The organism is Burkholderia sp. HI2500, assembly GCF_002223055.1.
Classification (GTDB): domain Bacteria; phylum Pseudomonadota; class Gammaproteobacteria; order Burkholderiales; family Burkholderiaceae; genus Burkholderia.
Window position 1 is genome coordinate 1 of record NZ_NKFL01000006.1, and the last position, 13,543, is coordinate 13,543.

Here is a 13,543-nt window from a genome sequence, read left to right on the forward strand (position 1 = left end):
TTTGCCTGATGACCATAGCGAGTCGGTCCCACCCCTTCCCATCCCGAACAGGACCGTGAAACGACTCTACGCCGATGATAGTGCGGATTCCCGTGTGAAAGTAGGTAATCGTCAGGCTCCCTAAGCCAGAAACCCCCGCCCGAAAGGCGGGGGTTTTTGCATTGGCGCGGCGGAAATGCATGGGCGCGCGGAGTGGACGGCCTGGCTGGAGTTTCCTCATCGCCTACTCCCCAATTAGAAGCGCTCGCAGCTCCCGGCACGCCAATCGGCCAGTATCATCCGCGATCCCTTGGCCTATTGCTGCTATCTCCGATCAAAGCTGCAATTTCTCTCTGCGACGCCTCGGTTGGTCTTGAGCGATCTACAGCTCGGTGCCACCGACATCTCCCGGTGCGCTCTCTACATCAACCGACACGCAGTGAGTGCTCATCTAACGTTGAGCCATCCATAAATGGCCAAAAAATGGCCGACGATGAGCGATGTTTGTCGAAAATTGCCTGAAATTGATGAGTCTGGACGAAAACCCACTAGACCATCCACTGGTCCTTCGACACGTTGTGCCAACATGATCATCGAAGCACGCAACGCACACAGCGCTAAATCATCACAAAAATCTATGCGCATAAAGTCCATTCGGGCGACATGCCCTGCAGAGCGGGGTGCAAGCCCTTCGGGGTAATATCACCATTCGTCCCGATTCCCGGTGCTTCCAGGCAACCGCCGGCGGTCGGGGTTCGCCGTATCCCGTCTCCCGCACCGTTCATGACTGATAGCCCTGCCCAAAGTGGTCAGACGACCGACTTCTTGCCGTATCTCGTCGCCGCAACGTTCTTCATGGAGTATCTCGACACGACCGTGATCGCGACCGCGCTACCGCAAATGGCGCGCTCGTTCGATGTCGGGCCGAACGCGCTGAGCCTCGGGATGACCGCCTATATGCTGGCGCTGGCAGTGTTCATCCCGATCAGCGGCTGGATCGCGGACCGCTATGGCTCGCGCACGGTGTTCGCCAGTGCAATCGTCGTCTTTACCGGTGCGTCGGTGCTGTGCGGGTTGTCCGAAGGTGTCGTGACATTCACCGCTGCGCGCCTGCTGCAAGGCGTCGGCGGGGCGATGATGGTGCCGGTCGGGCGCATGATCGTCGTTCGCAGCACCGAGAAGGCGAAGCTGATGCGCGCGATCGCGACGATCACGTGGCCAGGCATCGTCGCGCCTGTCGTCGGGCCGCCGATCGGCGGCTTCATCACGACCTATGCGTCATGGCGGTGGATCTTCCTGCTGAACGTCCCGTTCGGCATTGCCGCACTAGTCTGCACCTGGCTGATCGTCCGGAACACGCGGGCCGACGAGCAACGACCGCTCGACTGGGGCGGCTTCGTGCTCGCCGGGGGCGCGCTGACCTGTCTGCTGATCGGCACCGAAGCGGCCGGCCAGCAGGACGTCCACTTTACGCGCGCAGCCGTCCTGGTGGGCGCGAGCGTGCTGTTCGGCATCGCCGCCTGGTGGCATGCGCAACGTTGCGCGCATCCGCTGCTCGACTTCACGACATTGAACGTACCGACGTTCTCGGTGACCGTGATTACCGGGTCGATCACGAGAATGGCCATCAATGCGGTGCCGTACCTGCTGCCGCTGCTGTTCCAGATCGGTTTCGGGCTGTCGCCGTTCCAGTCCGGCCTGCTGCTGCTCGCGAGTGCGCTCGGCAATCTCGGGATGAAGGCGGGAACGTCGTGGATTCTCGACCGCTACGGCTTCCGGCGCGTCGCACTCGTCGACGTGACGATAGTCGGCCTCTTCACGATCGCGTGCGGCTGGCTGACTGCATCGACGCCACTGGCGATCACGCTGTTCGTCGTATTCGTCTATGGACTGACGCGGTCGATGCAGTTCACGACGCTCGCGACGCTAGCCTATGCGGATATCCCGGCCCAGCAGACAAGCGCGGCCAGCACGTTGTGGAGTGCTGCTCAGCAGATGACGATCGGGATGGGCATCGCGTTCGGTGCGTTGTCGCTTCGACTCGCGGCGTTGGTGCGGGGCGATGCGGCCGGCATGCACTACGTACTCGACGACTTTCGCTGGGCGTTCGTTGCAGCGGGCGTACTCGCATTGCTGACGTTGCCGGGCTATGCTCGGCTCGCCTCCGATGCGGGCGACCGGCTGCGGGCAAATGTGGCACGCGGGTAGGACGGGCCTTCTGTCGACTGTGTGCTGCGACAGGTGAGCGTCTGGGCGCTCTGTCGCTCACGCCAAACAGGGGCCCAGCGCGCCGCGACGGGCTGACGAGAAACGAAAAGGTCATCTGCCATGGTGGCTGCCTGAACTGATCGCCTGGTGATACCCGTTCGCGAAGAACCCTGGTCGATCACGCGCGATTGACACGTCGGATGCGCAGCATGTCCCGCTCGCCGTCACTGCGCGTCATGGAAGATGATGCCGACCGTGTGGCGGTGGCCGCTCCGAATCCGGCTGACGCCGTGGCGCAGGTTGACGCGATAGACGCCGCGCGTTCCCTGCACCGGCCTGCCGTGCACGGCGAAGATGACGGCGTCGCCTTGTGTCAGCGGCACCACTTCCGCGCGCGATTGCATGCGTGGTCGCTGTTCCGTCAGCACGAACTCCCCACCTGTGAAATCGCGGCCGGGCGCCGACAGCAGGATCGCGACCTGGAGCGGAAAGACGTGCTCGCCATACAGATCCTGATGGAGGCAGTTGTAGTCGTCGGCGCCGTATTGCAGGATCAGCGGCGTCGGTCGCGTCTGTCCTGCTGCGTGGCAGCGATCGAGGAAGGCCGCGTGGCCTGCCGGATAGCGGACGTCGATCCCGAGTGCCGTGTTCCAGCGATTGGCGATTGGCGCGAGATGCGGGTAGAGCGTCGCACGCAACTCGGCGATGACCGCGGGGAGCGGATACGCGAAATACTTGTATTCGCCGCGGCCGAACCCGTGCCGCGCCATCACGACGCGCGAGCGATAGAGTGCATCGTGTGGATAGAGTGACGCGAGCGTCGTACATTCGCTGGCCGAGAGCAGGCCCGGCACGCGCGCGCATCCGTAGCGATCGAGATCGGCATCGACAGTCATCCAGTCGATCGCGTCGACGCGTTGCGCAATTTCCAGTGAATCGACGGCAGGTTGCAGGTCGGCAATGTTCACGGGCATTCCTCGGTTCGTCAGCAATGTGGCGCCATGCGGTCGTGCGGAATGCTTGGGGCACGTCGTCCGCACGGTCGAGTCCACGGTAAATGTTGATGAGCCCAGTCTACAAATGTCCATGCGCCGGCGCGCTCCAGATCTTGCGCTTCAATTCTGGAAAGGAAGAGGGTGAGCATTCGCGACGGCATGGGCGCACCGAATGCCTCGACGAGTCGAATTGGAGAGACGGAGAGACGGAGAGACGGAGAGACGGAGAGACGGAGAGACGGAGAGACGGAGAGACGGAGAGACGGAGAGACGGAGAGACGGGACGACGAGGGACGTGGAACGAATATTCGCCAGCAGGTAGCCGGCTCCGTCCGGCCACCCGCTGCATCACCGCTTACGCCACCGACCGGAACAGCCAATAGAGCCCGCCGGCAAGCACGATCGACGCCGGCAGCGTCAGCACCCACGCCAGCACGAGGCTGCGCACCGTGCCCCACTGCAAGCCCGATCCGTTCGCCGCCATCGTGCCCGCGACGCCCGACGACAACACATGCGTCGTCGACACCGGCAATCCGTACACGTCGGCCGCGCCGATCGTGAGCATCGCGACGAGTTCGGCCGATGCACCCTGTCCGTACGTCAGATGCTGCTTGCCGATTTTCTCGCCGACGGTCACGACGATCCGCTTCCAGCCCACCATCGTGCCGAGGCCCAGTGCGATCGCGACCGCCACCTTCACCCACGTCGGAATGAACTTGGTCGCGTGGTCGAGCTGCTTGCGATAGTTGTCGATCGCGAGCTTGTCGTCGGCGGCGAATGCGGGCTGACCGGACTTCTCGATCAGGCGGATGGCTTCGGATACCAGATACATCGTGTTGCGCACGTTGTCGACGTCACGTTGCGGCACGGCCGCCATCGAGCCCGATGCACCGACGGCGGTCGCGAGCGACGTCGACAATTGCTGTACGGCGGGGATCACGGCCGGCGTCAGTTCGCGATGCTGGACGTAAAGCTCGACGTCGGCGCGCGGGTTCGCGGACGGTGCAACGCCGTTCGTGTACTTCCCGAACGTCGCGGCTGCCTGGTTCGCGACTGCCACGAAGGTCTGCGTCTCGGCCGGCGTGACGGCCTTGTTCAGCGCATAGGCGGTCGGCACCGTGCCGATCAGGATCAGCATGATGAGCCCCATCCCTTTCTGGCCGTCGTTCGAGCCGTGCGCGAACGACACGCCCGTGCAGGTCAGGATCAGCAGGCAACGAATCCAGAACGGCGGCGGCTGGTCCTTCGGCGGCTCCTTGTACAGCTCCGGAATCCGCACGAGGGTTTTCAGCACGAGCAGCAGCAGCGCCGCGCACAGGAAGCCGACGAGCGGCGAGAGCAGTAGCGACTTGCCGACGCCGAGCGCCTGGCCCCAGTCGACGCCGCTCGTGCCGGACGGCCCGTGCATCAGCTGGTTCATCAGCCCGACGCCGATGATCGACCCGATCAGCGTATGCGAGCTCGACGACGGCAACCCGAAATACCAGGTCGCGAGGTTCCATACGATCGCGGCGATCAGCAGCGCGAACACCATCGCGAAGCCCGCGCCGCTGCCGACCTGCAGGATCAGCTCGACCGGCAGCAGCTGCAGGATGCCGAACGCGACGGCGCCGCTCGAGATCATCACGCCGAGGAAGTTCCACAGGCCGGACCAGATCACCGCGACGTTCGGTGTCAGCGAGTGCGTATAGATCACGGTGGCCACCGCGTTCGCGGTGTCGTGGAAACCGTTGACGAATTCGAAGCCGAGCGCGATCAGCAGCGCGGCGCCGAGCATCAGGTACGGGAACAGCGATCCTTCGCGCATCGGCGACAGATCGTCGATCAGGTGCGTGGCGATATAGATCGCGCCGATCGCGAGCACCAGCAGGAAGACGGCATAGCCGAGCTGCTTGGTGCGCTCGACGGAACCCGAATTGCTCGGGGCAGACGAAGCAGGTTGATTCATGACGGTATCTCGTAAGGGAACCGCGACCGATCCTAGCTTCGGCTAGCAGTCAGTTTGATGACAGCTGGGACAACGAATGGGGTGTCTTACAGCGACGTAAGGTGAACATCGCCGGGCAATTGCGATACGACGCGACACGTCGGCTCGTGTCGTGGTCGATATCACGAACGCGACACGGCAGGCGGCCAGGTCGCAGTGTCGCGCCGATCGTCGTCGGCGATCAACGTCCATCCGTGCGGCGACGCAGCGAATGTCGTGCACGACAGCGGTGCGACGTCGATGCGTGTTGCCGCGTCGGGGTCCATCCGCAGCGCATGCGCGACGGCCGCGCGAACGATCGGCGCATGCGTGATGGCGACGATGTCGCGGCCGTGTTGCAGCGCGTTCAACCATGTGCCGACGCGACGCATCGCTGCATCGAACGATTCGCCGCCGTGCGGCGACGCGGAAGGATCGCCGATCCACGCGCCCAGTTCGCCAGGCAGGTCGCGCGCGAGGTCGTGCAGCCGCTTGCCGCGCCAGTTTCCGTAGTCGATGTCGCGCAGCGCGTCATCGATGTCGGCATGCAGGCCGAGCGCATCGGCGGTCTGCACCGCACAGCGGGCCGGGCTGCACAGCACGAGCGCGCCGGTCACGCGTGCCCACCGGTCGTGCAGCGCCGCGGCGTCGGCGAGCCCGTGCGCGTCGAGCGGGTCGTCGTCGGGAAACGTACCGGTGCGCATTGCCCGGGTCGAGGCGTGTGCGATCAGGCGCAGCGAGGCAGGCATGTTCGTGTCGTGTTTCGGATGATCCGGGACGAGTGAATTCGATCACCCGTCGCCGCTTCAATACGCGAACGTTCGCGCGTACAATTCGCCCGATACGAAACGCGGAAGCCGGTGCAATCCCGGCGCGGTCGCGCCACTGTAACCGGTGATCCATGATCCTGGAAGCCAGACCTGCCTTCGTACCCATCCAACATTTGTCGGGGCGCGATTCCCCTGAGGTGCATCCATGAGCGAAGCAGTGCTGAAGCCGGCGGTCGTGCCGGCACCCATCCCCGTCCGCGAACTGTTGCCGTGGGCCGTGTTCGTCGGCCTGATCCTGTTGCTCGCGCTGTATTTCGTCGGTGCGGAACAAGGGGCGACGTCGCTGGTGCCGGGCATGTATGTCCACGAGTTCGTCCACGACGGCCGCCATCTGCTCGGCTTCCCCTGCCACTGACGCGGAGTTCACGATGATCGGAAAGCTGCTCATGCGCGGGATGCTCGCAGGCATCGCCGCAGGCCTCCTCACGTTCGGTTTCGCGAAAATCGTCGGCGAACCGCAAGTCGATCAGGCAATCTCCTTCGAAGAAAAAACCGAAGCCGCCCGAGGCGAAGCACCGGAACCCGAACTGGTCAGCCGCCACACGCAAGCCGGCCTCGGTCTGCTGACGGGCGTCGTGACCTACGGCGCGGCATTCGGCGGGCTGTTCTCGCTCGTCTTTGCGTATGCGTATGGCCGAGGCAGCCGTCTCCCGGCCCGGCCGCTGGCTGCGTGGCTTGCGCTGGCGTCGTTCGTCGCGCTCGTGATCGTGCCGAACCTCAAGTACCCGGCCAATCCGCCGTCGGTTGGCGACCCCGACACGATCGGCTATCGCACGGGGTTGTTCTTCCTGATGATCGCGATCTCGGTCGCGACGATGGTGTTCTCGGTCAGCGTGCGCCGCCATCTGCTGGCGAAGCTCGGGCAGTGGAATGCGTCGATCGTCGCCGGGCTCGTGTTCGTCGCGATCATCGCGGCCGTGCAGATCGGGCTGCCGTCGGTCAGCGAGTTGCCGGCCGATTTTCCGGCGGCCTTGCTGTGGAAGTTCCGCGTGGCGGCCATCGGCATGCAGGTGATCATGTGGACGACGATCGGCCTGCTGTTCGGCGCATGGGTCGAGCGCGGCGAACGAATCGGCATGCGCGCCGCCTGACGCGCATTGCCACGGATCGCGCCTAGCGCAGCATGCGCGGTGCGCTCCACGTCGATTCGCGCGCCAGCGCGACGAACGCGGCCAGATAGTCGATCGATGCATCTGCTTCGCGGATGCCGAGGAAGATCTGCTTCGCGATCCCCTTCTTGCCCAGCTTGACCGGCACGACCGGCATCCGGTCCGCGTATTCGTCGGCAAGCCATCTCGGCAGCGCGGCCACGCCGCGCCCGCTCGCCACCATCTGCAGCATGATGTCGGTCGTTTCGATCGACTTGTGTCGCCTCGGCACGATGCCGGCCGGCGTCAGGAACTGGTTGTAGATGTCGAGCCGGTCGGTTTCGACCGGGTAGGTGATCAGGATCTCGTCGGTCAGCTGCTCGGGCGTCACGTAGTCGGCGTTCGCGAACCGGTGTGAATCGGCGACCACCAGCACCTGCTCGTAATCGAACACAGGGTCGAAGCGCAGGCCCGGCTTGTTCAGCGGATCGGGCGTCACGAGCACGTCGATGTCATAGCCGAACAGCGCGCCGATGCCGCCGAACTGGAAGCGCTGCTTCACGTCGACGTCGACGTCGGGCCAGCGCGACAGGTAGGGCGACACGACCTTCAGCAGCCACTGGTAGCACGGGTGGCACTCCATCCCGATGCGCAGCGTGCCGCGCTCGCCCTTCGCGTACTGCTTCATCCGCTCCTCGGCGAGCTCGAACTGCGGCAGCAGCCGGTGCGCCAGCTTCAGCAGATACTGCCCGCCCTGCGTGAGCCGCAGGCCGTGACCCTCCCGATCCCAGATCGGCGTGCCGAGCTGCTGCTCGATTTTCCGGACGGTATGACTGAGCGCCGATTGCGTGAGGTGCAGCGCATGGGCGGCCGCGGTCAGCGAGCCCTGGCGCTCGACCTCACGAATGACGACGAGATGGAATCGTTCCAGCATGGATATCGCTCGCGCAACAAATGCATGAGTAACTTTAATGGATGAATGAAATAATGCCATTTTATTTCATGATTTGATATCCCTATCATGGCTCCCGGACATTCAATTTCTCTTCTGGACGGCAGCTCATGGTCACGACACACAACCTCGGTTTTCCGCGCATCGGCGCGAAGCGCGAACTCAAGTTCGGTCTCGAACGCTACTGGAAAGGCGAATCGTCGCGCGACGAGCTGAAGGCGCTTGGCGCCGAGCTGCGCCAGCGTCACTGGAACGATCAGCGCGGCCTGGACCTGGCGCCGATCGGCGACTTCGCGTTCTACGATCAGGTGCTGGACATGAGCTTCACGCTCGGCAACCTGCCGAAGCGCGTGCAGGGCTTCCAAGGCGACGTGCTCGACAACTATTTCCGTGTCGCGCGCGGCCGTTCGGTGGAGTCGGCCGAAGCGCATGCCGCGTGCTGCGGCGGCGTCGCGGCCGGTGAAATGACGAAGTGGTTCGATACGAACTACCACTACATCGTGCCGGAATTCCATGCGGACACGAACTTCTCGCTCGACCCGTCGCGCCTGCTCCAGCAACTGGCGGAAGCGCAGGCGCAGGGTGTGGCCGCGAAGCCGGTGATCCTCGGCCCCGTCACGTATCTGTGGCTCGGCAAGGCGAAGGACGATTCCGACCGCCTCGCGCTGCTGCCGAAGCTGCTGCCGGTATACGGCGCGCTGCTCGACACGCTGACCGCGCAGGGCGTCGAATGGGTGCAGATCGACGAGCCGATCCTCGTCACCGAACTCGACGCCGAGTGGCAACAAGCCTTCGAGACCGCCTACGCCGCGCTCGAAACGCGTCGCATCAAGGTCCTGCTCGCGACGTACTTTGGCCAACTGCAAGGCAATCTGGCGCTCGCGCGTTCGCTGTCGGTCGACGGCCTGCATGTCGATGCGATCAACGCACGCGACGAAGTCGACGCGCTGGCGCGTGACCTGCCGGCCGGGCGCGTGCTGTCGGTGGGTGCGATCAACGGCCGCAACATCTGGAAGACCGACCTGAACGCGACGCTCGACTGGCTCGAGCCGCTCGCGAAGCAACTGGGCGATCGCCTGTGGCTCGCACCGTCGTGCTCGCTGCTGCACGTGCCGGTCGATCTCGCGAGCGAAGAGAAGCTCGATGCGGAAATCCGTTCATGGCTCGCATTCGCGCTGCAGAAGCTCGACGAGCTGAAGGTCCTCGCGACCGCACTGAACGAAGGCCGCGACAAGGTGGCCGACGCGCTGGCCGCGAACGCCGCCGCGATTCATTCGCGCCGCCAGTCGCCGCGCGTGAACAACCCGGCGGTGAAGGCCGCGATCGCCCGGATCGACGCGCAGCTCGGCAACCGCGCGAGCCCCTATCCGCAACGCGCGCCGAAGCAGTCGGCACGCCTGAACCTGCCGGCGTTCCCGACGACGACGATCGGCTCGTTCCCGCAGACCGGCGAAATCCGCCAGGCCCGCAGCCAGTTCAAGGCCGGCGCGCTGGATGAAGCCGGTTACCGCGCGGCGATGCAGGCCGAGATCGAACGCAGCGTGCGCGAACAGGAATCGCTCGAACTCGACGTGCTCGTGCACGGCGAAGCCGAGCGCAACGACATGGTCGAGTACTTCGGCGAACAGCTCGACGGCTACGCGTTCAGCCAGTTCGGCTGGGTGCAGTCGTACGGTTCGCGCTGCGTGAAGCCGCCGATCCTGTTCGGCGACATCAGCCGCCCGAAGGCGATGACGGTCGAGTGGATCACGTACGCGCAGTCGCTGACGAACAAGCCGATGAAGGGCATGCTGACCGGCCCGGTGACGATCCTGAACTGGTCGTTCGTCCGTGACGACCAGCCGCGCTCGGTGTCGTGCTACCAGCTCGCACTGGCGATTCGTGAAGAAGCGCTCGATCTCGAGAAGGCCGGCGTGCGCGTGATCCAGATCGACGAGGCCGCGCTGCGCGAAGGGCTGCCGCTGCGCCGCGCGCAGTGGGGCGAGTACCTGAAGTGGGCGGTCGAATCGTTCCGCATCACCGCGAACGGCGTGCGGGACGATACGCAGATCCACACGCACATGTGCTATTCGGAGTTCAACGACATCATCGCGTCGATCGCCGACATGGATGCGGACGTGATCACGATCGAGACGTCGCGCTCGGACATGGAGCTGCTCGACGCGTTCGACACTTTCAAGTATCCGAACGAAATCGGGCCGGGCGTGTACGACATTCATTCGCCGAACATCCCGACGCAGGAGCACATCGTCGGCCTGATGAAGAAGGCGGCCGAGCGGATTCCGGCGGAACGCCTGTGGGTGAACCCGGACTGCGGCCTGAAGACGCGCCAGTGGGCGGAGGTGATTCCGGCGCTGACGAACATGGTCGCCGCCGCGAAGACGCTGCGCAACGCGGTGCAATAACGCGCGCAGGTTGCGTGCCGGCCGCCGCGCTCGATGGTCGGGCGGGGCGGCCGGCGGCGTGACTCATTCCGTGACGGGCTGGCCCGGCGTCACGGGCAGTGCGGGATCATGCGCGCTCGTGTTCGAGGGGGCCCGCGAGCGTCTCGGGTGATGGCGTCTCGGCAATGATGCGGCGTTCGCGTGCGAGGTCGAGCGACCGCGACAGCAGCCAGTACGCAGCGCCCGCGACGACCAGGCCGACGAGCCACGCGATATCCACGCCGCCGAGCATGCGAGCGAACGGCCCGACGAAAATCTCGCGGTTTGCTTCGGCGTCGAAGATGTAGAAGAACGGCACCATCGCCGCGAAGCCGACGAGGTAGGCGACGATGCCGCGCGGTTGCCACGCGCCGTAGAGCCCGTTCGGCATGAAGAAGTGCGCGATCGCATAGTGACCGCGGCGCACGAAGAAATAGTCGACGAGATTCACGGCGGTCCACGGCACGAGGAAGTAGAGCATCAGCGTCAGGAACGTCTGCAGCAGCGCGATGCCGTTGCCGCGGATCGCGAATACGCAGGCAAGCACGAACGTGCTGATCGCGATGATCGATGCAACGCGCGCGCGGCGCGTCGGCCGGATCGGCACGATCGAATCGGCGGCGGTCAGTACGGTCAGCATCGCGCTGTACGCGTTGAGCGCGATGATCGGCAGGAAGCCGACCACTGAGACGATCGCGATCAGCTTGCCGAGGCCCGGCATGAGTGACGTGCCGACGGCGTTCATCGCGACCAGCGCATCGGCCGCATGCAGCTTCTGCGCGAGCCACGCGCCGAGGCCGATCATCCAGGTGCCCGACAGCGACGCGCCGGCGAAGATCACGGCGATCAGCTTCGCACGGCGCGTGTGTTTCGGCAGATACCGCGAATAGTCCGACACATACGGGGCATACGAAATGTTGTAGCTCGCGGCGATCGCGAATTGCGTGGCGAACGCGATCCAGTTGAAGCCTGGCGCGGCAACCGGTGCGACGGCGGTGGGTGCCGGCGTCACATGGCCGAACGCGAGCGCGAGTGTCACGAGCGCATAGAGCGGCAGTGTCGCGATCAGCGCCCACGTGAAAGTCCGATGCATCAGGTCGTGGCCGTAGATGGCGAGCAGTGCGCCCGTCGTCACGGCGGCGACGGCGACGAAGCCGCCATCGATCCCGAATACGTTGTGCACGCCGTCGACCATCAACGACACGTTGACGACATTGAAGCCGACGAACACGAACAACGTCGCGAGCAGTGCGACGATCACGCCGCGATAGCCGAACTGCGCGCGCGACTGGATCATCTGCGGCAGCCCCATTTCGGGCCCCTGCGAGCCGTGAAACGCCATGAAGATCGTGCCGAACATGATCCCGAGCGCGCCCGCGAGCGTCGTCCAGCCGGCGGACAGGCCCATGCCGGGCCCGACGAAGCCGATCGAGATCGTGAAGAAATGGAAGTTGCCGAGGAACCAGAACGGCCCCTGGCTGGCGAGCTTCGCGTGGCGCTCGTGTTCCGGAATGTAGTCGATCGAGTGGTGCTCGATCGCAAGGCCGGCCGATTCGGTGCGACCGAGATCGAGGGTGTCGGGGCGGGTCATGACGACTTGTCTCCTGGGTCGTGCGCGGTTCGGCGGGGCGACCGCGTGCGCCGGCCTGCCGCGACGTCCGCGTGGCAAGCGATGAATAGCGTGGAACCGGAGGGCGGTGCGACGCACCGCACGAGGCGTGCAACGAAAAACGGGCAGGCGAGGGGCCTGCCCGTTGCGAGCGGTTACGCGGTGCGTGCGCCGCGCGGCAGCGGCGTTTCCTTCCGGTCCGCCGCGCCCGCATCGTCGATGCTCACGCGGCGCGAGATCAGCCACACGCACAGCGACGACAGGATCGCGGCGCTCGTGTACTGGAGCGCAAGCGGCCACCATTGCGGCGCGGTGTTCTGCGCGATGATGGTCGCGACGAGCGGCGTGAGGCCGCCGGCGAGCGCGCCGCACACCTGGTACGCGATCGAGATCGCCGTGTAGCGGATGCGTGCGACGAAGATGCCGCTGACGAAGCCTGCGACCACCGAGTAGTAGCCGGATTCCGCGAGCGTCGCGAGGCCGACGCCGACCGTGATCGACAGCGGCGTGCCCATGTGCACGAGCGGCAGCATGACGAACGGGACGATCGCGGCCCATGCGCCGGTGATCAGCAGCACGCGCGTGGTGCCGAAGCGCTGCGCGAGGAACGCGGCCGCGAGCTGCACGACGAACTGCAGCACGGCGACGATCGTCATGCAATGCAGCACCATCGACCGGTCGAGCGACAGGAACTGCGTCGCGTAGCTGATCATGAAGATGTTGCTGAAATACACGCCGGCGATGCCGTACACGTTCGCACCGATCGCGAGCAGCAGCAGCGGCCAGTACTTGAGCGCCTCGCGCAGCGGCTTTTGCGCGATGTTGCCGCTCTTCTTGACTTCCTCGAACTCGGGCGACTCCGACACGCTCGCGCGGATCACGAAGCCGACGATCAGCAGCACGGAGCTCGCCAGGAACGGCACGCGCCAGCCCCAGCTCATCATGTCTTCCTTCGACAGCGTGCTGATCGCGCCGAACGCGAGCATCGACAGGATCAGGCCGCTTGCGCTGCCGAGCTGCGCGAACGATGCGAAGAACGTGCGCTTGCCTTCCGGCGCATGCTCGCCGGCGAGCAGCACCGCGCCGCCCCATTCGCCGCCGACCGCGATGCCTTGCAGCACGCGCATCAGCACGAGCAGGATCGGTGCGATCACACCGGCTTGCGCATGGGTCGGCAGCAGGCCGATCGCAACCGTCGACACGGCCATCAGCATCAGCGTCGCGAGCAGCGAGCGCTTGCGGCCGAAGCGGTCGCCGAGGTAGCCGAACATCACGCCGCCGAGCGGCCGCGCGAAGAAGCCGACCGCGAACGAGCCGAACGACGCGAGCAGGCTGATGAAGCGGTTTTCGCCGGGAAAGAACAGCGGCCCGAACACGATGGCGGCGGCGGTCGCGTAGCTATAGAAGTCGTACCACTCGATCGTGGTGCCGACGAACGACGCGAGCGCCGCCCGCTTGGGTTGCTTGACGGAAGTCCCCATCTTTATGTGTGC

10 protein-coding genes, 1 rRNA gene and 1 riboswitch are annotated in these 13,543 nt (G+C 65.1%); of the genes, 5 read left to right on the forward strand and 6 right to left on the reverse strand.

The annotated features are described in order from the left end of the window. The first annotated feature begins 4 nt into the window (after positions 1 to 4). Positions 5 to 117, forward strand: a 5S ribosomal RNA gene (gene rrf / locus CFB45_RS17770). Positions 118 to 762: 645 nt separating this feature from the next. Further along, a complete protein-coding gene (locus CFB45_RS17775) occupies positions 763 to 2,187 on the forward strand; it encodes an MFS transporter (protein WP_089426681.1) in 1,425 nt (474 codons plus the stop codon). Between the two features lie 224 nt (positions 2,188 to 2,411). On the opposite strand, the gene CFB45_RS17780 is transcribed toward CFB45_RS17775, so the two are convergent. From CFB45_RS17780 to CFB45_RS17790, 3 genes are all read right to left on the reverse strand, one after another. After that, entirely contained in the window at positions 2,412 to 3,155 is a 744-nt protein-coding gene (locus tag CFB45_RS17780; RefSeq protein ID WP_179255079.1) for a 2OG-Fe(II) oxygenase, read from the reverse strand. A 382-nt stretch (positions 3,156 to 3,537) separates the two neighbouring features. Further along, positions 3,538 to 5,130 (reverse strand): inorganic phosphate transporter, encoded by a 1,593-nt coding sequence (locus CFB45_RS17785; RefSeq protein ID WP_089426683.1) that lies wholly within the window; start codon positions 5,128 to 5,130, stop codon positions 3,538 to 3,540. A 161-nt stretch (positions 5,131 to 5,291) separates the two neighbouring features. Beyond that, positions 5,292 to 5,897 (reverse strand): histidine phosphatase family protein, encoded by a 606-nt coding sequence (locus CFB45_RS17790; RefSeq protein WP_089426684.1) that lies wholly within the window; start codon positions 5,895 to 5,897, stop codon positions 5,292 to 5,294. Between the two features lie 55 nt (positions 5,898 to 5,952). Continuing rightward, positions 5,953 to 6,090: riboswitch (cobalamin riboswitch) on the forward strand. 33 nt (positions 6,091 to 6,123) lie between these two features. On the opposite strand from CFB45_RS17790, the gene CFB45_RS17795 reads away from it, so the two are divergent. Further along, positions 6,124 to 6,333 carry a CbtB domain-containing protein gene (locus tag CFB45_RS17795; RefSeq protein WP_006488502.1) on the forward strand — a complete coding sequence of 70 codons (210 nt, stop codon included), beginning with the start codon at positions 6,124 to 6,126 and terminating at the stop codon, positions 6,331 to 6,333. Between the two features lie 13 nt (positions 6,334 to 6,346). Continuing rightward, on the forward strand, positions 6,347 to 7,069 hold the full coding sequence (locus CFB45_RS17800; protein ID WP_089426685.1) for a CbtA family protein: 723 nt from the start codon (positions 6,347 to 6,349) through the stop codon (positions 7,067 to 7,069). A gap of 22 nt (positions 7,070 to 7,091) precedes the next feature. Here the strand turns inward: CFB45_RS17800 and CFB45_RS17805 are convergent, their stop codons facing one another. After that, on the reverse strand, positions 7,092 to 8,000 hold the full coding sequence (locus CFB45_RS17805) for a LysR family transcriptional regulator (protein WP_089426686.1): 909 nt from the start codon (positions 7,998 to 8,000) through the stop codon (positions 7,092 to 7,094). A gap of 128 nt (positions 8,001 to 8,128) precedes the next feature. Here CFB45_RS17805 and metE point away from each other — a divergent pair, with 128 nt between their 5' ends. Next, positions 8,129 to 10,423 (forward strand): 5-methyltetrahydropteroyltriglutamate--homocysteine S-methyltransferase, encoded by a 2,295-nt coding sequence (gene metE, locus CFB45_RS17810; RefSeq protein WP_089426687.1) that lies wholly within the window; start codon positions 8,129 to 8,131, stop codon positions 10,421 to 10,423. Positions 10,424 to 10,529: 106 nt separating this feature from the next. Here the strand turns inward: metE and CFB45_RS17815 are convergent, their stop codons facing one another. Continuing rightward, positions 10,530 to 12,032 (reverse strand): purine-cytosine permease family protein, encoded by a 1,503-nt coding sequence (locus CFB45_RS17815; RefSeq protein ID WP_089426688.1) that lies wholly within the window; start codon positions 12,030 to 12,032, stop codon positions 10,530 to 10,532. 173 nt (positions 12,033 to 12,205) lie between these two features. Then, a complete protein-coding gene (locus CFB45_RS17820; RefSeq protein WP_089426689.1) occupies positions 12,206 to 13,531 on the reverse strand; it encodes an MFS transporter in 1,326 nt (441 codons plus the stop codon). Positions 13,532 to 13,543: the final 12 nt, after the last annotated feature.

Excerpts from the sequence above, each read along its gene's own strand:
- CFB45_RS17775 (WP_089426681.1), top strand. The coding sequence starts at position 763 with ATGACTGATAGCCCTGCCCAAAGTGGTCAGACGACCGACTTCTTGCCG.
- CFB45_RS17785 (WP_089426683.1), bottom strand. The coding sequence starts at position 5,130 with ATGAATCAACCTGCTTCGTCTGCCCCGAGCAATTCGGGTTCCGTCGAG.
- CFB45_RS17790 (WP_089426684.1), bottom strand. The coding sequence starts at position 5,897 with ATGCCTGCCTCGCTGCGCCTGATCGCACACGCCTCGACCCGGGCAATG.
- CFB45_RS17795 (WP_006488502.1), top strand. The coding sequence starts at position 6,124 with ATGAGCGAAGCAGTGCTGAAGCCGGCGGTCGTGCCGGCACCCATCCCC.
- CFB45_RS17800 (WP_089426685.1), top strand. The coding sequence starts at position 6,347 with ATGATCGGAAAGCTGCTCATGCGCGGGATGCTCGCAGGCATCGCCGCA.
- CFB45_RS17805 (WP_089426686.1), bottom strand. The coding sequence starts at position 8,000 with ATGCTGGAACGATTCCATCTCGTCGTCATTCGTGAGGTCGAGCGCCAG.
- metE (WP_089426687.1), top strand. The coding sequence starts at position 8,129 with ATGGTCACGACACACAACCTCGGTTTTCCGCGCATCGGCGCGAAGCGC.
- CFB45_RS17815 (WP_089426688.1), bottom strand. The coding sequence starts at position 12,032 with ATGACCCGCCCCGACACCCTCGATCTCGGTCGCACCGAATCGGCCGGC.
- CFB45_RS17820 (WP_089426689.1), bottom strand. The coding sequence starts at position 13,531 with ATGGGGACTTCCGTCAAGCAACCCAAGCGGGCGGCGCTCGCGTCGTTC.